Source organism: Candidatus Enterococcus myersii (genome assembly GCF_017316025.1).
Classification (GTDB): domain Bacteria; phylum Bacillota; class Bacilli; order Lactobacillales; family Enterococcaceae; genus Enterococcus_C; species Enterococcus_C montenegrensis.
Genome location: NZ_JAFLVT010000016.1, coordinates 1 through 22,977, shown reverse-complemented (window position 1 = coordinate 22,977; position 22,977 = coordinate 1). Strand labels below are relative to the sequence as shown.

The following is a 22,977-nucleotide window of genomic DNA, read 5'->3' as shown; positions in this document are numbered from 1 at the left end:
TAGCACTATGGTCAATGAAAGTTCAGTGATGAAATTAGACAAAATAAGTGTCTGGTGATGCAATGGTTTTAGTTGTAAAAATGTGAGATGAAACTAAGCTGTATTTTCTAATGGCAACGATTTGTTTTTTTCTTTACCTAGGAGTTTGTTATAATGAAGCGGTGAGGTGGGAAAAATGGTAGAAACGGGAAGTAAAGCAATTGAATGGATTCACAGTCGCAGACCCTTTGGCCAAAGACCAGGGTTAGAGCGCGTTAAAGCATTATTAGCTTTAGTTGATCATCCTGAAAAAAAAGTACCAACAATTCATATTGCCGGTACCAATGGGAAAGGTTCAACTGTTAGCTATTTAAAAGAAATGTTACAAGAAGCAGGGATTGTCGTTGGCACTTTCACGTCACCTTATATTGAAAGTTTCCACGAAAGAATTGCCATTAATGGCAAATTTATCACGGATGAAGAATTGGTCACATTGGTAAATAAGTACCAACCATTAGTTGAAAAATTAGATCAGCAAGAGGCAGTTAGCGGCATTACGGAATTTGAAGTATTAACAGCGCTGGCTTTGGATTACTTTGTCGGTAAAGTCGATGTTGCAATTATTGAAGTAGGTCTAGGCGGATTGTTAGATTCTACCAATATCGTGGAGCCGATGTTGACTGGGATAACGACGATTGGTTATGACCATACCGAAATCCTAGGAGACACCTTAGAGGAGATTGCAGCGCAAAAAGCCGGGATTATTAAACCAAACATTCCAGTTGTAACAGGGAATATTGCAGATAATGCATTAGGTGTCATTATAGATACCGCCACAAAAAATAATGCCGAAATTTATCGCTTTGGTAAAGAATACGCGGTCACTTATTTGCATCCAGATGATAAATGGGGCGAATGGTTTGATTTTCGTAATCAAAACGGAAAATTAAAAAATTTAAAAACAGCGCTAATTGGACGTCATCAGCCGGAAAATGCGGGGGTTGCAATTCAGTTATTTGAATTGTATTGTGCATTAAACAAGATTAATTGGCAGGAAAAAGAAATTAAAAAAGCTTTGCAACAGACGTTTTGGCCAGCTCGCATGGAGCGACTTAGCTCAGAACCATTAATTATTTTAGATGGCGCACATAATACCCATGCTATGAAGCGCTTAGTTGAATCCATGCAAGATGAATTCAAAGGTCGCAAATTGCAAATTTTGTTTTCAGCTTTAGAGACAAAAAATGTCACTGAAATGCTACAAGAATTACTAAAACTAAAAAATGGTCATATTTATTTAACGACATTTGATTACCCCAGAGCAATCAAATTAGATGATGATTTTGTCAATATCGATGATAAGCGGGTGTCGATTGTTTCTTTATGGCAATTTGGCTTGGCCGAGATTTTAGAAAAAATGGATGATGAATCGTTGTTACTTGTAACTGGCTCATTGTATTTTGTTTCAGAGGTAAGAAGCTTATTGCTAGAAATGGGGGGCGCACATGCAAGTTAAAGGTGTTATCTTTGATATGGACGGATTAATTTTTGATACAGAGCAACTTTATTATGCCGGTGCCCAAAAAGCGGCTGATAAATTTGGCATTCCCTATGATAAAGACTTGTATCTAGATTTACTCGGCATTTCAGATGAAGAAGTAATAAAACGCTATCACGAAATGTTTGATCACAAATTCGGTAAAACAAAAGTGTCAGATTTTATTGCAGCTTCCTATGAGAATACGAAAATGATGTTTGCTAGTGGTCAGGCGGTTTTAAAGCCGGGGGTCATGGAGCTGTTAGCTTATCTGCAAGCGGCAAAAATAGACTGGATCATCGCTTCTAGTAATCAACGTAAAGTAATCGATGAATTATTGTTTCGAGCCGATTTAAGCAAGCATTTTCCTAAGATTGTCTCGTGTGAAGATGTACTGCGGGCTAAACCTGATCCGGCAATTTTTTTAGCAGCACAAGCTATTCTAGGGACCAAAAAGGCAGAAACATTAGTTTTAGAAGATTCACAAAATGGCGTTTTAGCCGCATTTCAAGCGAATATTCCGGTAATTATGATTCCGGATTTACTTCCTCCAGATGAAGTGTTAGCAGCAAAGACACGCGCTGTTTTACCTTCTTTACATGAAGTAAAAAACTATCTAAGTTAAAAATGAATAACAACTCCTTTGCGTATCTTATTTAAAAGAGTGCAAAGGAGTTTTTTGATGGGAAAAAAAGTATTACCACTTAGTATGCGTCCACGAGAACGTTTAAAGGAAAAAGGAGCAAAAGTGCTTTCAGAACAAGAATTATTAGCTATTATTTTGCGAACAGGTTATAAAGGCGCCACTGCAGGAGAGCTTGCTGCAGAAATATTGCATTACTTTGGTGATTTATATCAATTTAAAAGAGCAGAACTACAGGAATTAACTAAAATTTCAGGAATTGGAGAAGCAAAGGCAGCAGAATTACTGGCTGCAATTGAATTGGGACAGCGAATAGGAAAGGCGTCATGTCCTAAAATCGGGCATGTTTCTTCAAGTTATGAATTGGGTTGTATGTTAGCCGAGGAGATGAAAGATTACGAGCAGGAACATTTATTGTGTATTTATTTAAATACAAAAAATCAAATTTTACAAAAAAAGACAATTTTTATTGGATCGTTAAATCAATCGATTGCCCATCCCCGTGAGATTTTTAAAATAGCAGTTAAAATTGCGGCTGCCCGGATAGTGATTTGCCACAATCATCCTTCTGGTAGTCCAACCCCTTCTCATAATGATATCGTTTTTACTAAAAGACTAAAGGAATGTGGTGAAATGATGGGAATTGAATTATTGGATCATTTGGTGATTGGTGGTAGCGAATACATTAGCTTGCGGGAAGAAGGTTTATGGAATTAGCAGGCTTGCAAAAAAAATCGGGCAAGTGTAAAATATTAGTGTAATTTTGTTTAGCGGTTTAGCGATAGAAGTTGAAACATTTGGGTCACCTCTATTCTTTGCCAACAACGTTACACATCAATTCGTGCAAAGCACAAGGAGGTTTTCACCCATGGAACATGGTACAGTAAAATGGTTTAACGCAGAAAAAGGTTTTGGCTTCATTTCACGTGAAGATGGCAGCGATGTATTCGTACATTTCTCTGCAATCCAAGGCGACGGTTTCAAAACTTTAGAAGAAGGTCAAGCAGTGACTTTCGACGTTGAAGAATCAGACCGCGGTCCTCAAGCTACTAACGTAGAAAAAGCCTAAACTATTTTTAAATAGGCATTTTATCCTCAGAATTTATTCTGAGGATTTTTTTATTTAATAATGGTGAGTTGGAGGGCTTATTTTAAGGCTAAATAAAAATACCCCAGTACTAAAAGAAGAATAAGCTGTGTTAAGCTTTGCTCTTTCTTTTGTACTGGGGTATTTTAAATATTAAACTGTGCCGTAGTCGTTACTTTAAATTAATTTTCCGGTGTCATAATCATGGATAAAATCATCGGATGACGCTCGGTTTTTTCAAATAAATAAGGTTGCAAAGCATTCGACATTGCTTCTCTTAATTTGAACTCATTACAATCAGGCTGATTCATGGCTTCTCTTAAGGCTTTGAAAAGCAGTGTTTGACCTTCGTTAATCATTTCACCGGATTCCCGCATATAAACAAAACCGCGGGATAAAATATCTGGACCAGCTAAAATTTCTTTTTTAGCAAGATCAACCGTTGCAACGGCTAAAACTAATCCTTCTTCTGATAAGATATGGCGATCGCGCAAGACAACATTTCCGATATCACCGATACCACTACCGTCAACATAGACATCTCCAGCATTGAAATGACCACAAATACGGGCACTGTCTGCAGTTAAAGCTAGCATATCACCATTTTCCATTAAGAAACAATTTTCTTTTGGTACACCAGTATCTTGGGCCAATTGCGTATGGATTTTTAACATCCGATATTCCCCATGAATAGGCATGAAGTATTTTGGTTTCATTAAACGTAACATTAATTTTTGTTCTTCTTGGCCGCCATGACCAGAAGTATGAATGTTGTTGATTTTACCATGAATTACTTCTGCGCCAGCTTCCATCAACAAGTTGATTAAGTGGTTAACACTCGTTGTATTTCCTGGAATTGGTGAACTTGAAAAAATCACGGTATCCTCTGGCTGAATTTGAATTTGTCGGTGAGTACCATTGGCAATGCGACTTAAAGCTGCCATGGGTTCACCTTGGGAGCCGGTACATAAAATTAAAACTTCATTTGCTGGCAAGCGATTAACTTCATGGGCATCAATAAAAGTGCCATCGGGAACTTTTATATAGCCTAATTTCTGACCGTTAATCATGGCATTTTCCATACTCCGACCAAAGACTGCAATTTTGCGTCCGGTTGCAACGGCAGCATCAGCAGCTTGTTGCAGTCGAAAAATGTTGGAAGCAAAAGAGGCGAAAATGATTCGTCCTTCAATTTTTTCAAAGATTTTTAAAATTGACGTACCAATAATTTTCTCTGATTTGGTAAAAGTTGGAATTTCCGCATTGGTACTATCAGATAAAAGGCATAAAACGCCTTCTTCCCCAATTCGTGCCATTTTGTGCAAGTTTGCAGGTTCTCCTACGGGTGTAAAGTCAAACTTAAAATCACCCGTTTGAACGATATTACCAGATGGTGTTTTTACCACAATCCCTAAAGCATCTGGAATGCTATGTGTCGTGCGGAAAAAGCTAACGGAAGTTTTACGGAAACGAATGATCGTATCTTCATTAATTTCATGAAGTTTGGCATCACGCAGTAGTCCGTGTTCATCCAATTTGTTGGTAATTAAAGCTAAAGCAAGTGGGCCAGCGTATATTGGAATATTGGCTTGGCGCAATAAGTAGGGGATTCCCCCAATATGGTCTTCGTGACCGTGAGTAATTACAAGGGCTTTAACTTTTGGCAAGTTTTGCACGATGTAACTATAATCGGAAATGACATAGTCAATTCCAAGTAATTCATCTTCTGGAAATTTGATCCCAGCGTCAATGATGATGATTTCATCTTGGAATTGTACCCCATAACAGTTTTTTCCAATCTCACCGAGACCACCGATTCCGAAGACGCCGGTTTCGTTGTTCTTTAAAGAGACTTTCATTTTAAAACTCCGTCAATTTGAAGTCGGCATTTTCTTTTTCATAAGCTAGATGATTTTCGTCTAGTCCTTGAATAAATTCGATGTTGTATGGGGTATGTTCTTCAACTAATGCGCGGGCAGTGACTTCATCGGCTGCCTCTACGTAAATCGATAGGGTTTGTTCTCTTTTTGGATTGCGTACTTTTGTTTCTTGATAATAAATTTTGTAGATCATCTGTTTGACTCCTTTATTATTAATTAAACGGTATAAAAATGGCATCTAAATGATGGCAAATACGAGAATTATGGCAATCAAAAAATAGGGGAGCAACTTTTGAAAAAAATTTTTGCATAGATAAAGCAAATAACTTTTTATTGTCAGCAAATTCTCCGCTAAATTTTGGATGCTTTTTGAAAATCAGCTGATTTTCAAAAAGAGAAAGTCTCGTCTTTACTTTCCGCTTATTTTTTAATTCAACCGTTCCTTTGGCGTTTTTTGCGCCCAATTACTGATATTTTAGCATAGATTTTTCAATAAGTATAGAAAAGGCAAAGGGCATAAAGGGGTTACATTCAGTAAATTTCTGCTGATTTTATCTACAATTAAAAATTTCACTGTGGTATAGTGAAGGTAATGCGAAAATTTATTCATGCTCAGGTACACCCTTTGAGGTTTTTAAAAGGGGTGTCCATTTTTCTTTCATTAGCTATCTGTTTTAATTTTACGCGTTTACAGGCAGTGCCTGTCTTCATTTTAATAAAGGGGGAAAAGAAATGAAATTGATGTGGCATTATACAATGCGCTACAAAAAACTATTACTTTTTGATTTCATCTGTGTCTTTGGTTTTATTATCATTGAGCTGGGTTTACCAACTATTTTAGCGCGGATGATTGATGCAGCTATTCCAGCCAAAAGTTTTAGTCAAGTACAGCAGTTGGGGCTGTTAATGGTTATTATTACTGTGTTGGGAGTGGTGATGAATATTCTCTTGGGCTACTTCACGACCCGTATTACAACCAACATTACGGCGGATATTCGCGATGATCTATTTGAAAAAACACAAGGATATTCCCATTATGAATACGAACAAATCGGGGTGTCTTCTTTAATTACCAGAGTGACTAATGACGCTTATCAAATTATGTTATTCATGCAAAATATTTTGCGAACTGGTTTTATGACACCTATGATGTTTATTGTCAGTTTATATATGATTTTTCGAACGAGCCCATCTTTAAGCTGGTACGTGTTAGCGGCTTTACCGATTTTACTTTTAGCGGTGATTGCAATTGCTAAATTCTCTGATCCTTTATCGACAAAACAACAAGGAAATTTGGATAAAATCAACGCTATTTTACGAGAAAATTTGTCTGGTTTGCGGGTAATTCGTGCTTTTGTTAATGAAAAATTTGAAGAAAATCGATTTGAAAAAGTAAATAAGGCTTATGCATCTAGCTCAAAAAGTTTGTTTCGCTTAATGGCAGTAGCACAACCAGGATTTTTCTTCTTATTTAATATCGTGATGGTTTTAATTATTTGGAATGGGACAATCAAAATTGACCAAGGCAGTCTGCAAATTGGGGACTTAATTGCTTTTATCGAATATATTTTCCATGCCTTATTTTCTTTCATGCTGTTTGCTTCTGTCTTTATGATGTATCCAAGAGCAGCTGTCTCTGCTCGCCGTATTCAAGAAGCGTTAGATGCAACTTCTGAAATTGTTGAAAAAGAAGATGGCGTCACTACAACAGCAACAAAGGGTTATGTCGAATTTAAAAATGTTACCTTTGCTTATCCGGGGCATGCCCAAAGCCCAGTGATTCGTAATGTGAGTTTTACCGCACAACCCGGTGAAACAGTTGCTTTTATCGGCAGTACTGGTTCTGGTAAATCCACTTTAATTCAATTAATTCCGCGTTTTTACGATGTAAGTGAAGGAGAAGTGGTCATTGATGGGGTCAATGTAAAGGATTACCGCTTAAAAAGTTTACGGCAAAAAATTGGTTACATTCCCCAAAAGGCGCTCTTATTTACTGGAACGATTGCTGAAAACTTACGTTATGGAAAATTAGACGCTACCCAAGCTGATATGCAGCGGGCAGTTGATATTGCGCAAGCTGCCGATTTTATTAGCCAAACACCAAAGGGCTTTGATGCCGAATTGTCAGAAGGCGGCACTAATTTTTCTGGTGGTCAAAAGCAACGTTTAGCGATTGCCCGCGCGATTATTCGCGATCCAGAAATTTATATTTTTGACGATAGTTTCTCGGCACTGGACTATCAAACAGATGCCAAATTACGGGCTCGTTTGAAAAAAGAAACGACCCACGCGACAGTTCTAATTGTTGCGCAACGAGTTGGGACAATTATGCATGCTGACAAAATCATTGTTTTAGATGAAGGCAATGTTGTTGGAATGGGAACGCACCAAGAACTTCTGAAAAATTGCAGTATTTATTATGATATTGCAGCTTCTCAGCTGTCAGAGGAGGAATTGGCACAATGAAATCATTCTCTTCTTTAAAACGTTTGGCTCGTTACTTGAGCCCTTATAAAATTACGGCTCTTTTCGTTTTATTTTTTGTCGTCTTGACGGTGGCCTTAAATGCGGCAATGCCCTATGTTGCAGGTTTGCCCACAACAGAAGTTGCTAAAAATATTGCAGAGGGACAAAAGATTAACTTTGATTATGTCTTTAAATGTTTGATTTGGATTACTGCAGTGGGGGTGGGCTATTGTATCGCCCAATTGCTGTCAGGATTGCTGATAACCAATGTGGTCCAAAGTGCAATGTATGACCTGCGGCAAGATATTGATGAAAAAATTAATCGTCTGCCAGTTTCATACTTTGATAAAAATCAACAAGGAAATATTTTATCCCGTGTAACCAATGACGTCGATGCGGTTAGTGGTGCGATGCAACAAGCCTTAATCGGAATTGTCAACGCGGTTTTGGGAATTATTATGGCACTTGCAATGATGTTTTACATCAACGTTCCAATGGCCTTGATATCGATTATTATGATTCCGGCTTCAATGCTGATTTCACGAGGAATTATTAAAATGTCCCAAAAATATTTCCAAGGAATGCAAAATGCTTTGGGAGATTTAAATGGTTACGTCCAAGAAAATATGACCGGTTTTAGTGTGCTAAAAGTATACGGTCGGGAAAAAGAAACCTTAGACGGATTTAAAACGGTCAATCACCGATTAAAACATTTTGGGTTTAAAGCGTCCTTTATTTCGGGGCTTATGATGCCGCTTGTTTCGCTGACTGCGTATATCACGTATATTGTAATGGCGGTCTTAGGAAGCTATTACGTTATTGGCGGTGTAATTGTTGTTGGACAACTGCAAGCCTTTATTCAATATATTTGGCAAATCAGTCAGCCTTTAGGTAATATCACACAGCTTTCTTCTGTTTTACAAAGCGCATCAGCTGCTTCAACCCGCGTTTTTGAAATTTTAGATGAAGCAGAAGAAGTATTAAATGATGCTGATATTCCTTTACCAGCAGTGGTAAAAGGTGATGTGGAATTTGACCATGTTTCATTTAGTTACGCGTTAGATAAACCGTTGATTAAAGATTTGAATTTTACTGTAAAAGCAGGGCAAACGGTGGCAATTGTTGGGCCAACCGGAGCTGGGAAAACAACGCTAATTAATTTATTGATGCGTTTTTATGATGTAAATGCTGGTGCCATCAAAATTGACGGTGTCGATACGCAAAAAATGAAGCGTAGCGATGTCCGTTCGGTTTTTGGGATGGTATTGCAAGATGCTTGGCTTTATGAAGGAACTATCGGTGAAAACATTCGTTTTGGGAAATTAGATGCAACGGATTATGAAATAGTGGATGCCGCTAAGACGGCTAACGTGGATCATTTTATCCGCACGATGCCAGACGGTTATGAAATGATGATTAATGCAGAAGGAAATAATGTTTCCTTGGGGCAAAAACAATTGTTGACCATCGCGCGGGCAGTTATTTCAGATCCGAAGATTTTAATTTTGGATGAAGCGACAAGTTCTGTCGATACCCGTTTGGAAGCTTTAATTCAAAAGGCAATGGACAAAGTCATGGAAGGGCGCACAAGTTTTGTTATTGCCCACCGTCTATCTACTATTCGTGATGCTGATTTAATTTTAGTGATGAACCAAGGTTCAATTATTGAAAAAGGCACCCATGAAAGCTTATTAGCTGAAGGCGGCTTTTATAGCAAGCTCTATCAAAGTCAGTTTGCTGAAGATGGAGATTACGATTAAATAAAAAATGAGAGCATGAAGTGAATGCTCATCGTTAGATCACTACCGACTGGAGAAATCCGGTCGGTATTTTTATAAAAAATGTATAGATTTTCACCGCGTCATTTGAAAAGTAAAGCAAGTAGACCTGCTCTTATTTTGGTTTATATAAGCTTTCATTATCTTTCGCGTTAGCGGGAGTTGCTTATGATATAATGTAGAAAAATTTTTGGAGATGACAAGAAAATTATGAAAAACTTTATCGCAAAAAATGCTGTTGTCATTGGGGATGTAACCTTGGGCAATGATGTCACTGTTTGGTTTAACAGCGTGATTCGTGGGGATAGTAATTTTATCAAGATTGGTGATCGCACCAATATTCAAGACGGTACGATTATTCATGTTGACCATGACGCACCGACAGAAATTGCAAAGGATGTTACAGTGGGACATCAATGCATGCTTCATGGCTGCAAAATTGAGCAAGGTGCACTAATTGGCATGAGTTCGATTGTATTAAATCACGCCGTTATCGGTGAAAATAGTTTAATCGGCGCAGGTTCTTTGGTAACACAAGGTATGGTTATCCCACCAAATGTTTTGGCTTTTGGACGACCAGCCAAAGTTATCCGCCCTTTAACACAAGCTGAAATTGCTAAAAATAAAGCCAATATCACCCACTATTGTCAATTGGGCCAAGAATTTCAAGCAGGAAAATATTCAGAGGTAAGTCAGTAAAGATAAGGGCTCTTTTAACAAAGTTTCAATATTTAAACGAAAGCTGAGATCTTATTGCAAGTTTGGAGATCAAATTTGACTCATCTTTTGTGAAAGCAGTTAAAGCGCAAATCGTTGCGCTTTTTTTCTTTCCTCGCTACACTTTAGACAAAGGTAAAAAGGAGGAATTTTTGATGAAACGTTTTGCTATAACTGGTTATGGAAAGCCCCATGATGTATTTGAAACAATTACAGACCAACCAAGAGAAATTACCCCAGGCCATATCCGAGTAGCAGTGCAGGCTTTTGCCGTTAATCCTTACGATATTTCTTTGCGAAGTGGGGCGCAGCAAGAATTTCGCAGTTTGAAATTTCCTTATGTAATGGGCAATGATGCGGCTGGAATCGTGACAGAAATTTTTCCTGGTGAAACAGATTTTGCTGTTGGCGATCGCGTAGTGATTCACCCAATTAGCGGAACCTATGGGCAAGAGGTCGTTTTGCCAAATAAAAAAGCGGCAAAAATCCCTGAGACAATGAGTTTTCCCAAAGCAGCAAGCATAGTTACAACCGGAATCACAGCGTACAATTTACTTTTTGAACTCCTACAGGTTGATAGTAGTCAAACCGTGATGGTGTTAGGTGCTTCTGGTGGAGTGGGGTCTTTACTTGTACAAATGTTGCATCAAAATAAAAATCATATTCTAGCAAGTGCGGCCCAAAAAAATGAAGCGAAAATTAAAAACTGGGGAGCAGATGAGTTTGTTGCCTATGATACAGCGAGTCCGGCAAAAACATTTTTTGAACAGGCGGATATTGTAATTGACGCGACAAAAGGGAGTAAAAGTGCAGATCTAGGTCTGAAAATTTTAAAACCTGGCGGAACATACGTTGCTTTAAATGAGCTGCCAAATCCAGCAGATCGTAAAGATGGGACGTATTTAAGTTTTGCCCCTAAAAAAGAATACCAGGACCAAACTGCTTTTGAATATTTGCTAAATGCTTATGGGGATGGCAAATTGGTTGTTAATATTGCAGAAGTTTTGCCTTTTGAATTGCGCAGCGTCATTTTGGCTCACGAAAAAATTGCGGGTCATCCAGCTGCTGGCAAAATTGTTATCGCCCAATCCTAAATGATAAAAGGGCACTCTTTTAATTAAAAAAAGAAAACAGCACAAGTAATCTAACAAATTGAATTTTTGGTGACTATAATAAAAGGTAAACAAAAAAAGAATTGAGACAAAAGTCTCAATTCTTTTTTTTATCAATTATTTTGTCACCATAATTTCGTCAATCAAACCGTATTCTTTCGCTTGTTCAGCGGTCATAAAGTTATCACGATCAGTATCTTTTTCAATGACTTCTAGTGGTTGACCTGTGCGTTCGGCTAAGATATGGTTCAAACGATCACGGGTTTGTAAGATGTGACGCGCTGCAATTTCGATTTCAGTTGCTTGGCCTTGTGCACCACCTAATGGTTGGTGAATCATGATTTCGGCATTTGGCAAAGCAAAACGTTTGCCTTTTTCGCCAGCTGTTAATAAAAATGAGCCCATTGAAGCAGCCATGCCCATTACAATTGTTTGCACATCGGCTTTAACAAAGTTCATTGTATCGTAAATTGCCATCCCAGCTGTTACGCTACCACCTGGTGAGTTGATGTATACATAGATATCTTTTTCAGAATCTTGTGCGTCCAAGAAAAGTAATTGGGCGATGATTGAGTTTGCTAAGTCGTCAGTAACTTGACCGCTTAGCATAATAATGCGGTCTTTTAATAAACGTGAGTAGATGTCATACGCTCTTTCGCCGCGGGATGATTGTTCAATGACTGTTGGAATTAAATTCATAATGTAAAGTCCTCCTTTAATCAAATCGACGTTAATTATTGTACGTCTCAAGTTTAGCACATTTAAGCGATAACCTCTAAAAAGAAGTATAACCAATAGGTCAAAATAGGTCAAATGAAAAACTCGGAGAATGAATATTTTTTTGCTAACAAAAATAGCAGATCAAAATAGATAACAAAAGGGTGGCTAAAAACAGTTAAAAAATGCGAATCCCACAGAAGTTATGCTAAAATAAAAGACAAGAGAATTTAAGGAGGAAAAATATGATAGCAGTAGCAGCAGCCGGTTTTTTTGGTGTTTTGGTGGGTGCTTTAATCGTTACCATTGCTTTTAATTTACGTATTCGTTATGACGAGAAAAAAGAGCAAAAAAGACGAACTTTGGAACACAAAGTAAAAGAAATTGAAACCTTAAACCAATTAAATAAAAAAATCAATGAAATTTTACAAAAGCGTAGCGTCTTAATGGAAGAATATGTCAGCTTTGATGCCTTTGATGATTGTTATATCACAATTGATGACTATGCTTACTTGCAATCATTTGCAGCTCAAAATAATTTTTATTTACCAAACTACATTTTAGAAGAATTTTTCAAAAATATTGCGCAACGAAAAGTTATTTTGTCACCAGATGAAACGATTAAAGTTGGAGGTTACGCTTATAAGGGTGGTCGTGTGATTATGGAGCATTTTTCCGACGATTTAACAGAATTGATCAATGAAAGAAAAACAGAGTTAAAGCGACTTTCAGATAGTACGTTGACCTATTTTAGCGCGTAATAATTTTAAAAAAAGATGAGAAGCTGATGCAAGGTGTCTTCTCATCTTTTTTGCGGTATTTCTTTCATGTTAGAGTAGCTGTCTGGTACATAAAATACAGATAGAAGTGGTACAATTACTAATGAAGAAAAAGATAAGGAGGCAACGGTGATGACACAAATCGTAGCCCATCGCGGTGCCAGTGGTAGCCGACCGGAAAATACACTACCTTCTTTTGCCGAAGCAGTGCGGGTAGATAGTGACGTGATTGAGTTAGATGTTCATTTGTCAAAAGACGGTCACTTAATTGTGATGCATGATGAAGACGTTGAGCGAACGACAAATGGAAAAGGCTTGATTCGAGAAAAAAACCTGGCTGAAATAAAAAAATTAAATGCCGGTAGTTGGTTTTCTGAAAGCTATCAAAATACTAAAGTACCAACCTTAAAAGAAGTGTTGGATTTATTAGTCATGCGCAATTTCCGAGGAGTATTGTTAATTGAACTAAAAACCGATCACTACCATTATCCTGAAATCGAAATGAAAACAGCTACTTTAATGACAAGTCGTCTTTGGCCTTTTAAACATTGGTATTGTAGTTTTAATATTGATTCCTTAGATATTATTCATAAATTAGAACCTGACACACAACTGGATTTGATTTTAAGCACCAGTGATAAAAAGGTACTTCAAGCACTGGATCGGCCATATATTGAAGGTATCCATCCTAAAATCGACTGGGTTTTGAAAAACAAAGCAACATTACCTGATTTACCATTAGCTGTGCGTCCTTGGACGATTGATGATGAAACCCTAGTGAAAGAATGTGTTGCGTTAAATACGGCAGGAATTATTACCAATTTTCCAGAAAAAGTACAGCAATATGTAAAAAATGCACGAAATAAGCCAAATAAATGAGGATAAAAATGAAAGTATTAGTGATTGCAGGGCCAACTGGTGTGGGAAAAACAGCACTAAGTATTAAGCTAGCCCAAAAATTCAATGGTGAGATTATTAGCGGGGATTCATTACAAGTTTATCGTCAATTGGATATTGGGACAGCCAAAGTAACCAAAAAAGAAGCCGCGGACATTCCCCATCACCTGATTGATATTTGTGATTTTACGGCAGCGTATTCAGCTGCTGATTTTCAAAAACAAGCGCGAGCAAAAATTGCGGCAATCTCAGCCAAAGGTAAACTGCCCATTGTTGTTGGCGGAACAGGTCTTTATATCCAGGCACTGCTTTATGATTATAAATTAGGCGCGTCAGAAGATTTCGGGCAACAAGGGGAGCATTTGCGACAAAAATATCAGGCTTACGCCCAAAAAGAGGGGAGAGTGGCTTTGTGGCAGCTGCTTTTAAAAAAAGATCCACTAGCCGCTGAAAAAATTCATTTTAATAATGAGCGAAAAGTCATCCGTGCATTAGAAGTCTTTGATTTAACCGGTCATAGCATTACAAAACCTAAAGATGAACCGCAAAAGCTTTACGATGATTTTTTAATCGCTTTAACCACAGAGCGAGAGGTACTTTATGAGCGTATTAATCAGCGGGTAGAGTTGATGTTTGCTGCTGGATTAGCAAAAGAAGCAACCCTTTTAGAAGATTATGAAGATGTCCAAGCGGCAAAAGGGATTGGTTACCGCGAATTTTTCCCTTATTTTAAAGGTGAAATTAGTCTGGATGAGGTGAAAGAGGCAATTAAATTAGATTCAAGACGTTACGCAAAACGACAATTAACGTGGTTTCGTAACCGAATGGAAGTGACAACTTGGGTCGATTTGATTACGCAACCTGAAGCAATTGAAGCTTTGCAGCAGAAAATACAAGCGTGGTTGGAGGAGTAGCATGGAACAAGAAAAAGTTATTTTAGTCGGGGTAGAAACCGAAGAGACTTGGAAAAATTTTGGTGAATCTATGCAAGAATTAAAAGGTTTGACCAAAACGGCTAAAGGAGAAGTTTGTTTTTCGTTAATTCAAAAAAGGCCCCAAGTGGATCGTCAAACAATTATCGGAAAAGGAAAATTGACGGAATTAAAAAATTTAGTCGAAAGTTATGAAGCAGATTTGGTAATTTTTAACCATGAACTGACACCACGTCAAAGCCAAACCATTGCCGATTTTGTGGCAGTGCCAGTTATTGACCGCGTGCAGTTAATTTTAGATATTTTTGCTTTGCGGGCACGGTCTAAGGCGGGAAAACTGCAAGTAGAATTAGCGCAATTAGAATATTTATTGCCCCGTTTAGTGGGCCAAGGTAAATATTTATCTCGCTTAGGTGGAGGGATTGGTACAAGAGGGCCTGGTGAAACCAAGTTAGAAACAGATCGACGCCATATTCGTAATAAGATAACAGCGATTAAGCGAGAATTAAAAGACGTGGCGGCCCATCGGGAACGTACGCGTCAAAGAAGAAAAAACAATCGCTTTCAAATTGGTTTAATTGGTTATACCAACGCTGGCAAATCCACGATTATGAATGTATTAACAGAAGCAAAAACTTATGAACAAGATGAACTTTTTGCAACATTAGATCCTTTGACAAAACGCTGGAAACTGCCGGAAGGTTTTGAGGTTACGTTAACGGATACGGTTGGTTTTATTCAAGATTTACCAACGCAGTTGATTGATGCTTTTCACTCTACGTTAGAGGAAAGTCGCGATATGGACTTGTTGTTGCACGTTGTTGATGCCAGTTCACCTGATCGTACCCAACAAGAGCAGACGGTTTTAGAGCTGATGAAAGAATTGGATTTTGATAAAACCCCGATTTTAACGGTCTACAATAAGGCTGATAAAATTGATAAAGCACAATTTGTGCCAACCCTATTTCCCAACGTATTAATTTCAGCTAAGAGTAGCCGCAGTAAAGCTGAATTGACTGCGGCTGTGCGCTTGCAACTGATGGAAAACTTAGAACCTTACAATGTTTATTTAAAACAAAATGAAGGAAAATTACTGGCACAACTGAAAAGTGAAACGTTACTGGTGCACGAAGAGTTTTTGCCAGAATCAGAAAAATACTTGGTCAAAGGTTTTGCATTACCTGAAGCCAGTGTGATAAGGAGAATGGAAGATGAATTGGACAGATGAATTTGATCCGTCTTTGGTAGCCGCAATTGAGCGAGTTGAGCAAAAAATTGCGCCACGACAAGAAGAGTTACGGCAAATTGCTTTGAGCAATCAAAATAAAGTTTTACGCGCATTTTCAAATCAGCATATTTCAGAAACGCATTTTTTACCTTCAACAGGATATGGAAATGATGATATGGGACGGGGTGCTTTAGAAGCCGTTTATGCAGAAACGTTTGGTACACAGGCAGCATTAGTGCGCCCACAAATTGTTTCGGGAACCCACGCAATTGCTACGGCTTTATTTGGGGTGTTACGTCCTGGGGATGAACTACTTTATATTACGGGGACACCTTATGATACCTTGCTTGAGGTAATCGGTTTAGCCGGAAATGGAATTGGTTCAATGAAAGAGTATGACATTTCATACCGTCAAGCTGATTTGACAGACTCAGGGGAAGTCGACTTTGATGCTGTAAAAGCAAAAATTAATCAAAAAACCAAAGTGGTTGCTATTCAGCGTTCCCGTGGCTATGCTGCCAGACCTTCATTTACCATTGCAAAAATTAAGGAAATGTGTGATTTTGTTAAAACAATTGCGCCAGATGTCACTATCTTTGTTGATAATTGTTATGGCGAATTTGCTGAATTATTAGAACCAACACAAGTAGGAGCTGATTTAATGGCAGGCTCTTTGATTAAAAATCCTGGCGGTGGTATTGCCAAAACGGGTGGCTACTTAGTTGGGAAAAAAGATTTAATTGAAAAGTGTGCTTATCGTTTAACTACACCAGGTGTAGGGGCAGAAGGCGGCGCCATGTTAGGCAATGTATACGATATGCTCCAAGGTTTTTTCTTAGCCCCTCATGTCGTTAGCCAGGCTATTCAAGGTGCAGTTTTCACATCAGCGTTATTAGCAGAATATGCTATTGCGTCAACCCCTAAGTGGGACGATCCTAGAACAGATTTGATTCAATTAGTCGAACTTAAAGAAAAAGATGCGATGATTACCTTCGCACAAGCTATTCAACGTTTTTCACCAGTAGATGCCTTTGTTGCCCCGGTACCTTCTTATATGCCGGGTTATGAAGACGATATTATTATGGCAGCAGGAACTTTTGTTCAAGGTGCGAGTATTGAGTTAAGTGCAGATGGTCCTTTGCGGGAACCGTTTTCATTGTACGTTCAAGGTGGTCTAACTTATGAACATGTTAAAATTGCAGTCGCTAACGCAGTAAATGCTGTTTTTCATCAAAATAAAAAATAATTTTAGTTTTTTTAATTTCAACTGAACCTTGTTAATTCAAGGTTCTTTTTATTTGTCAGAAAATTTTTTATTATTTATGTCAGAAAAGCTAACATATAGCCTTGACTTTCAAAAATGGGATTGGTATAGTTATCCCAAGTTAAAAAACCAACCGGAAAGGAGTAGTTTCATGCGAGAAAAAGAGTTGCGCCGATCAATGTCAGTTTTTCCGATTGGGACGGTAATGAAGCTAACAGATCTTACTGCGCGACAAATTCGTTATTACGAAGAGCAAGATTTAATTCATCCCGAAAGAAGTGAAGGCAATCGTCGTATGTATTCTTTGAATGATATTGACATTTTACTTGAAATCAAGGATTACTTGTCTGAAGGTTTAAATATGGCAGGGATCAAACATGCCTATGAAATGCAAAAGCAGCAGGAAAAAATTGCAAAAAATAAAAAACCGCTGACTGACCAAGATGTTCGACAAATTTTTTATGATGAACTACTAAGCCAAGGTGGTTTAACACAACAAAATCCATTTAAGCAGGGTCCACGAATGTAGGCGTTGTTTGAAAATAAAAAAACTAATTAAGGGTGGGATTATATGCCTCGCGTAAATTACACAGCAACAGATATCAAACGTATTGTCGAAGAAGAAAATGTTCGTTTCTTACGTCTAATGTTCACAGACATTATGGGAACAATCAAAAATGTTGAAGTTCCAGTAAGTCAATTGGAAAAAGTTTTGGATAACAAAATGATGTTTGATGGTTCTTCGATTGAAGGTTTTGTCCGCATCGAAGAAAGCGATATGTATTTGTATCCAGATTTATCTACTTGGATGATCTTCCCTTGGGAAAGTGAACATGGTAAAGTCGCACGTTTGATTTGTGATATTTATAATCCTGATGGTACACCGTTTGCTGGCGATCCCCGTGGTAACTTGAAGCGCGCTATGGAAAACATGAGACAATTAGGTTTCACTTCGTTTAATTTAGGGCCAGAGCCAGAATTCTTCTTATTCAAACTAGATGAAGATGGTGAAATTACAACGGAATTAAATGATGCTGGTGGTTATTTTGATTTTGCCCCGACAGACTTAGGTGAAAATTGCCGCCGGGATATTGTGTTGGAATTAGAAAGTCTAGGCTTTGAAGTGGAAGCATCTCACCATGAAGTGGCTCCTGGACAACATGAAATCGACTTTAAATATGCCGACGTTGTCGATGCCTGTGATAATATCCAAACCTTTAAATTAGTAGTAAAAACAATTGCCCGCAAACACGGTCTACACGCGACCTTCATGCCAAAACCATTATTTGGGATTAATGGTTCAGGGATGCACTGTAATATGTCCTTGTTTAAAGGTAAAGAAAATGCTTTTTATGATGAAGCTGGAGAAATGGGCTTGAGCCAAACTGCATATCATTTCTTAGGCGGATTAATTGAACATGCCCGGGCCTATACAGCTGTCTGCAATCCAATCGTCAATTCATACAAACGTCTTGTTCCCGGCTATGAAGCTCCGGTTTACGTAGCTTGGTCTGGTCGCAATCGTTCACCGTTAATTCGTGTGCCAGAATCTCGTGGTCTATCAACACGTTTGGAGTTACGTTCAGTTGATCCGTCAGCTAATCCATATTTAGCAATGGCAGTATTATTAGAAGCCGGTCTTGACGGTATTCGTCGTGAATTGACGCCGCCACCAGCAGTTGATCGCAATATTTATGTCATGAATGAAACAGAAAGAGAAGAAGCGCAAATTAAAGATTTACCTTCAACATTACACAACGCGATTAAAGCGTTACGCAAAGATGAAGTAATGGTTGATGCTTTAGGGAATCATATCTACCAAAATTTTGTCGAAGCAAAACGTTTGGAATGGGCATCGTTCCGTCAAACTGTTTCTGAATGGGAAAGAGAACAATATTTAGAGTTGTATTAAAAACAGGAAAACAAACCGCTTTGAGCTACGGCTTAGGGCGGTTTGTTTTGTGTTTTTCTGAAATTGATGCGAGCTAATGGGCTATTTTTATTTTATTGAAAATTGACAATCAGGGTCCTTCACCACTACTATTAGGAAAATGGAAAATAAAAGAGGGCATACATATGTTGGATTTATTTATTTTGATGATGGAGCGAGTAGGCTTAATTATTTTATTAGCCTTTTTATTAGTAAATGTCTCCTATTTTAAGCGCCTACTAGAAAATCGGGAACAGTTTTCTTCTAAAGTCATTTTGATTGTTGTTTTCGGGCTGTTTGCCATTTTAACGAATTTTACCGGAATTGAAATTGCGGGTAATAAGATTGTACCAAGCAATTTTTTAACCCATATTTCAGAGAACACCTCCATCGCCAACGCCCGTACGCTAGTGATCAGTGTTGCCGGTTTAGTGGGCGGCCCAAGTGTTGGCGCAACCGTGGGTGGGATTGCAGGGATTCATCGCTTTTTCCAAGGTAGCGGGCAAGGTAGCTTTTATATCTTTTCTTCTTTTTTGATTGGTCTTGTTTCAGGCTTAATCCGATTACTACTAATTAAAAAGCAGTGGCAAAATAAAGCTTGGGTCTATGCGATGGTGGGTATTTTGATGGAATCCATTCAAATGGTCTTCGTGGCTTTTTTTAGCGGACCAGCATTAGCGCAAATGATTGCTGGACCAATGATTATGATTAATGGCATTGGGACGTTTATTTTCATGTCCATTATTAATATCACCCTAAAACAAGAAGAACAAGCCAAAGCGGTTCAAACTCATGATGTATTAAATTTAGCAGCTCAAACTTTACCGTATTTTCGGGCAGGGTTAAAGCGGGAGTCCAGCCAAGCAGCAGCAGAAATTATTCAACGCTATACCAAATTAGCCGCAATCAGTATTACCGATAAACATCAAATTCTAGCCCATGTGGGGGCAGGCAGCGATCACCATATTCCAGAAATTGAAGTGATTACTGAACTTTCTAAAAAAGTTTTGCAATCTGGAAGTATGCTAATTGCCCATAGTAAAGAACAAATTGGGTGTAAAAATCCTAATTGTCCTTTGGCTGCTGCGATTGTTATTCCACTTTTTGCTCATGAAAAAGTTGTGGGCACTCTGAAAATGTACTTTACCGATGAAACAAAATTGACTTATGTGGAAGAAGAGCTGGCAGAGGGTCTAGCAACGATTTTTTCTTCTCAAATCGAGCTAGGGGAAGCAGAAGAAAGAAGTCAACTGTTAAAGGATGCCGAAATTAAATCGCTGCAAGCTCAAGTAAATCCCCACTTTTTCTTTAACGCCATTAATACAATTTCCGCTTTAATGCGCCGTGATACCAATCAGGCTCGCAGTTTATTATTACAGCTGAGTACGTATTTTCGGGGGAATTTGACTGGTGCACGCCAAACAAAGCTACTTTTAAGCCAAGAATTGCAACATTTAGCAGCCTATTTACAATTAGAACAAGCTCGATTTCCTAATCGTTACCAAATCGATGTGAAAATAAAAGACGAGCTTCAATCAGCTTTGATTCCGTCATATGCTGTCCAGATTTTGGTTGAAAATGCGATTAAACATGCTTTTTCTAATCGTAAAGAAAATAATCATGTTCACGTAACCATTACCAGTAAAAAAGATGTTTTAATTTTACAAGTGGAAGACAATGGTGTGGGAATAAAAGCTGCGTTATTGTCGCAATTAGGCAAACAAGCTGTTGTTTCTGAAAAAGGAACGGGGACAGCGTTGGAAAATTTGAATCGACGTTTACACAGCTTATATGGCGATGCCGGTCAGTTAAAAGCGGAAAATAAAGCAGCTGATGGTGCGGTCTTTACCATTAGCCTACCATTGGAGCTTGAAGGAGGAAATGAATAATGCATGTGCTTTTAGTTGATGATGAACCCTTAGCAAGAGAAGAGTTAAATTATTTGGTCAGTCAACATCCTGCTGTGACCAGTGTGGCGCAGGCAGAAAGTGTGTTAGAGGCGATGACTAAAATGATGGAACAAAAACCAGATATTCTATTTTTAGATATTCATTTAACTGACGAAAGTGGTTTTGAATTAGCAGAAAAACTCGTCACCCTCAGTGATCCACCTTACTTGGTTTTTGCCACAGCCTATGATGATTACGCATTGCAGGCGTTTCAAGTCAACGCGAGTGACTATTTATTAAAGCCCTTTGAAGAAAAAAGAGTGATGGAAATTATTGATAAAGCAAAAAAACAGGTGAATAAAAACCAAAGAACAACAACCAAAAGCGTAGAACAATTTTCAACGTTCCCCATTCATAGCGACGATCGTATTTTTTTAATTAATCCTGAAACTGTTCAAATGGTTTCAGTGGATGAACGCAGTCTCAGCATTTTTACCGATGAAAAACAGTACGTGACAACAGGAACCTTAAGTGGGATTGAACAAAAATTACCGCCAGCCCTTTTTATTAAAACGCAGCGTAGTTTTATTATTAATGTGACAAAGGTAAAGGAAATCCAGCCTTGGTTTAATCATACATTGCAAGTTACGATGGAAAATGGGGAAAAAGTTCCTGTTAGCCGCTCCTATTTAAAAGCGTTTAAAGAGCGGTTAAACTTAGAATAAATAGGTGTGAAAAATCGCGATAAAAGGTTGTAGAAACTGATGAAACGCGGTGCATTTGTAAAGAGGACACATGACGGTGTAAGTCATGTGCCTTTTTTTGCATTTCATGATTCAAATGACGCAACTTATGAAGAAAGCGGTAACAAAGTTGGGAATTCTCGTATACTAAGCATGTAAACAAAACAAAGGAGCGAAAAAACATGGAAAAAAAAGTTTATTCATTCTTACAACAGGCTTTCGTATTTGCACTAATTATGCTCATTTCAAATGGTATTGCTAAAGTATTACCTCTTGCAATTCCACCTTCATTAATCGGGATGCTACTTTTATTTGGTGCTTTATGTACGGGCATTGTTAAATTAGAACAAATTGAAGGATTAGCTAACAGCTTATCAAGTGTGATTACTTTCTTATTTGTGCCATCAGGTATTTCGCTTGTTAATTCATTAGGGATTATGAAAAGCTCTGGCATCCAAATTCTAGTGGTCATTCTCATTGCAACTTTAGCTTTAATGGCAGCGACAGGTTGGGGCTCAAGTTTATTATTGGGTATTAAAGATCGCCATGCACAAGCAGATGAAGAAAAATCACTTAACAAAGGTTTAAAGGAGGTTTCTTAATATGACACCATATGTTGGTATTATCATTTCTCTAGTCGTTTTTGGTATCGGTACATTTTTATTTAAAAAAAGCAAAGGCTTCTTCTTATTTACTCCGTTGTTTGTCGCGATGATATTAGGTGTTATAGTTCTAGAAATCACAGGTATCAGCTATGACGACTACAATGAAGGTGGCAAAATTATCATGTTCTTTTTAGAACCTGCCACAATCGCCTTTGCCATTCCCTTATATAAAAAACGCGATATCTTAAAAAAATACTTTATGGAAATTATGGTAGCCATTACAATTGGGTCGGTCGTTTCAGCCGGTTCTGTGGTTTTAGCTGGTTACATAATTAAGATGCATCCCCAACTCATTGCCTCTTTACTTCCCCAAGCGGCAACAACAGCAATTGCGGTTCCTGTTGCTACTTCAGTTGGTGGTATCGCTTCTATCGCAGCTTTTTCGGTTATCTTTAATGGTGTTTTAGTTTATGCATTAGGTGCTATTGCTTTGAAATGGTTTAAAGTTAAAAATCCAATCGCTAAAGGCTTAGCACTCGGCGCGGCGGGTCATGCTTTAGGGGTTGCCGTTAGTATGGAGATGGGGGAAACAGAAACAGCGATGGCAAGTATTTCCGTTGTCGTTGTCGGAATTACAACAGCCGCGGTAGTTCCAATTGTCGCAAGTGTAATGGGAATTATTTAAAAATAAAGGAGTATTGACAAATGCAAAAGACAGTAGATTTACAGACAAACGCTTGGCAAGGATTTAAAGGAAAACAATGGCAAGGAGAAATTAACGTACGTGATTTTAT

At 38.1% G+C, this 22,977-nt stretch carries 23 protein-coding genes; 19 read left to right on the top strand and 4 right to left on the bottom strand.

Annotation, left to right across the window (positions count from 1 at the left end; genetic code table 11):
• Positions 1 to 175 precede the first annotated feature (175 nt).
• From JZO76_RS10990 to JZO76_RS10975, 4 genes are all read left to right on the top strand, one after another.
• Complete coding sequence (locus tag JZO76_RS10990; RefSeq protein ID WP_206904294.1) at positions 176 to 1,495, top strand: bifunctional folylpolyglutamate synthase/dihydrofolate synthase; 1,320 nt, start codon at positions 176 to 178, stop codon at positions 1,493 to 1,495.
• The gene (locus tag JZO76_RS10985; RefSeq protein WP_206904292.1) at positions 1,485 to 2,141 is read left to right on the top strand and encodes an HAD family hydrolase; all 657 of its coding nucleotides are present in this window, start codon (positions 1,485 to 1,487) and stop codon (positions 2,139 to 2,141) included. Before JZO76_RS10990 ends, JZO76_RS10985 begins: the two co-directional genes overlap by 11 nt.
• Before the next feature lie 57 nt (positions 2,142 to 2,198).
• Complete coding sequence (gene radC / locus JZO76_RS10980) at positions 2,199 to 2,876, top strand: RadC family protein (RefSeq protein ID WP_206904289.1); 678 nt, start codon at positions 2,199 to 2,201, stop codon at positions 2,874 to 2,876.
• A 151-nt stretch (positions 2,877 to 3,027) separates the two neighbouring features.
• Positions 3,028 to 3,228 (top strand): cold-shock protein, encoded by a 201-nt coding sequence (locus tag JZO76_RS10975; RefSeq protein ID WP_016172708.1) that lies wholly within the window; start codon positions 3,028 to 3,030, stop codon positions 3,226 to 3,228.
• 200 nt (positions 3,229 to 3,428) lie between these two features.
• Here the strand turns inward: JZO76_RS10975 and rnjA are convergent, their stop codons facing one another.
• The 3 genes from rnjA to JZO76_RS10960 are packed head-to-tail and all read right to left on the bottom strand — an operon-like array spanning position 3,429 to position 5,590.
• Positions 3,429 to 5,105 carry a ribonuclease J1 gene (rnjA, locus tag JZO76_RS10970; RefSeq protein WP_206904288.1) on the bottom strand — a complete coding sequence of 559 codons (1,677 nt, stop codon included), beginning with the start codon at positions 5,103 to 5,105 and terminating at the stop codon, positions 3,429 to 3,431.
• Position 5,106: 1 nt separating this feature from the next.
• On the bottom strand, positions 5,107 to 5,319 hold the full coding sequence (locus JZO76_RS10965; protein ID WP_206904283.1) for a DNA-directed RNA polymerase subunit epsilon: 213 nt from the start codon (positions 5,317 to 5,319) through the stop codon (positions 5,107 to 5,109).
• Positions 5,320 to 5,338: 19 nt separating this feature from the next.
• Positions 5,339 to 5,590: a hypothetical protein gene (locus tag JZO76_RS10960; protein WP_206904280.1), complete on the bottom strand. Its 252-nt coding sequence runs from the start codon at positions 5,588 to 5,590 to the stop codon at positions 5,339 to 5,341.
• Positions 5,591 to 5,858: 268 nt separating this feature from the next.
• On the opposite strand from JZO76_RS10960, the gene JZO76_RS10955 reads away from it, so the two are divergent.
• From JZO76_RS10955 to JZO76_RS10940, 4 genes are all read left to right on the top strand, one after another.
• A complete protein-coding gene (locus JZO76_RS10955) occupies positions 5,859 to 7,592 on the top strand; it encodes an ABC transporter ATP-binding protein (protein ID WP_206904277.1) in 1,734 nt (577 codons plus the stop codon).
• Positions 7,589 to 9,352, top strand: coding sequence for an ABC transporter ATP-binding protein (locus JZO76_RS10950; RefSeq protein ID WP_206904271.1), 1,764 nt, complete (start codon positions 7,589 to 7,591; stop codon positions 9,350 to 9,352). The genes JZO76_RS10955 and JZO76_RS10950 overlap by 4 nt, the downstream gene beginning before the upstream one ends.
• Positions 9,353 to 9,580: 228 nt before the next feature.
• Positions 9,581 to 10,069, top strand: coding sequence for a gamma carbonic anhydrase family protein (locus JZO76_RS10945; protein WP_206904269.1), 489 nt, complete (start codon positions 9,581 to 9,583; stop codon positions 10,067 to 10,069).
• A 173-nt stretch (positions 10,070 to 10,242) separates the two neighbouring features.
• A complete protein-coding gene (locus JZO76_RS10940; RefSeq protein ID WP_206904267.1) occupies positions 10,243 to 11,181 on the top strand; it encodes an NADP-dependent oxidoreductase in 939 nt (312 codons plus the stop codon).
• A gap of 135 nt (positions 11,182 to 11,316) precedes the next feature.
• Here JZO76_RS10940 and clpP read toward each other — a convergent pair whose 3' ends face one another.
• The gene (gene clpP, locus JZO76_RS10935) at positions 11,317 to 11,898 is read right to left on the bottom strand and encodes an ATP-dependent Clp endopeptidase proteolytic subunit ClpP (RefSeq protein WP_206904265.1); all 582 of its coding nucleotides are present in this window, start codon (positions 11,896 to 11,898) and stop codon (positions 11,317 to 11,319) included.
• 266 nt (positions 11,899 to 12,164) lie between these two features.
• Between clpP and JZO76_RS10930 the strand changes: the two genes are divergently transcribed.
• The 11 genes from JZO76_RS10930 (at position 12,165) to lrgB (ending at position 22,868) form a co-directional block, all read left to right on the top strand.
• Positions 12,165 to 12,677, top strand: a complete 513-nt coding sequence (locus JZO76_RS10930) for a hypothetical protein (protein WP_396140065.1) — start codon at positions 12,165 to 12,167, stop codon at positions 12,675 to 12,677.
• 150 nt (positions 12,678 to 12,827) lie between these two features.
• Entirely contained in the window at positions 12,828 to 13,574 is a 747-nt protein-coding gene (locus JZO76_RS10925) for a glycerophosphodiester phosphodiesterase family protein (protein WP_206904260.1), read from the top strand.
• A gap of 8 nt (positions 13,575 to 13,582) precedes the next feature.
• Complete coding sequence (gene miaA / locus JZO76_RS10920; protein WP_206904259.1) at positions 13,583 to 14,506, top strand: tRNA (adenosine(37)-N6)-dimethylallyltransferase MiaA; 924 nt, start codon at positions 13,583 to 13,585, stop codon at positions 14,504 to 14,506.
• A gap of 1 nt (position 14,507) precedes the next feature.
• Positions 14,508 to 15,752: a GTPase HflX gene (gene hflX, locus JZO76_RS10915; RefSeq protein WP_206904256.1), complete on the top strand. Its 1,245-nt coding sequence runs from the start codon at positions 14,508 to 14,510 to the stop codon at positions 15,750 to 15,752.
• A complete protein-coding gene (locus tag JZO76_RS10910) occupies positions 15,736 to 16,998 on the top strand; it encodes an aminotransferase class I/II-fold pyridoxal phosphate-dependent enzyme (protein ID WP_206904252.1) in 1,263 nt (420 codons plus the stop codon). The genes hflX and JZO76_RS10910 overlap by 17 nt, the downstream gene beginning before the upstream one ends.
• Positions 16,999 to 17,167: 169 nt before the next feature.
• Positions 17,168 to 17,545, top strand: coding sequence for a MerR family transcriptional regulator (locus JZO76_RS10905; RefSeq protein WP_016172695.1), 378 nt, complete (start codon positions 17,168 to 17,170; stop codon positions 17,543 to 17,545).
• Between the two features lie 42 nt (positions 17,546 to 17,587).
• The gene (glnA, locus tag JZO76_RS10900; protein ID WP_206904245.1) at positions 17,588 to 18,928 is read left to right on the top strand and encodes a type I glutamate--ammonia ligase; all 1,341 of its coding nucleotides are present in this window, start codon (positions 17,588 to 17,590) and stop codon (positions 18,926 to 18,928) included.
• Between the two features lie 164 nt (positions 18,929 to 19,092).
• A complete protein-coding gene (locus JZO76_RS10895; protein WP_206904239.1) occupies positions 19,093 to 20,835 on the top strand; it encodes a sensor histidine kinase in 1,743 nt (580 codons plus the stop codon).
• Positions 20,835 to 21,560, top strand: coding sequence for a LytR/AlgR family response regulator transcription factor (locus JZO76_RS10890; RefSeq protein WP_206904235.1), 726 nt, complete (start codon positions 20,835 to 20,837; stop codon positions 21,558 to 21,560). Before JZO76_RS10895 ends, JZO76_RS10890 begins: the two co-directional genes overlap by 1 nt.
• A 200-nt stretch (positions 21,561 to 21,760) precedes the next feature.
• Positions 21,761 to 22,180, top strand: a complete 420-nt coding sequence (gene lrgA, locus JZO76_RS10885) for an antiholin-like murein hydrolase modulator LrgA (protein ID WP_206904231.1) — start codon at positions 21,761 to 21,763, stop codon at positions 22,178 to 22,180.
• Position 22,181: 1 nt separating this feature from the next.
• Entirely contained in the window at positions 22,182 to 22,868 is a 687-nt protein-coding gene (gene lrgB / locus JZO76_RS10880; RefSeq protein WP_206904223.1) for an antiholin-like protein LrgB, read from the top strand.
• The last annotated feature ends 109 nt before the right edge of the window (positions 22,869 to 22,977 follow it).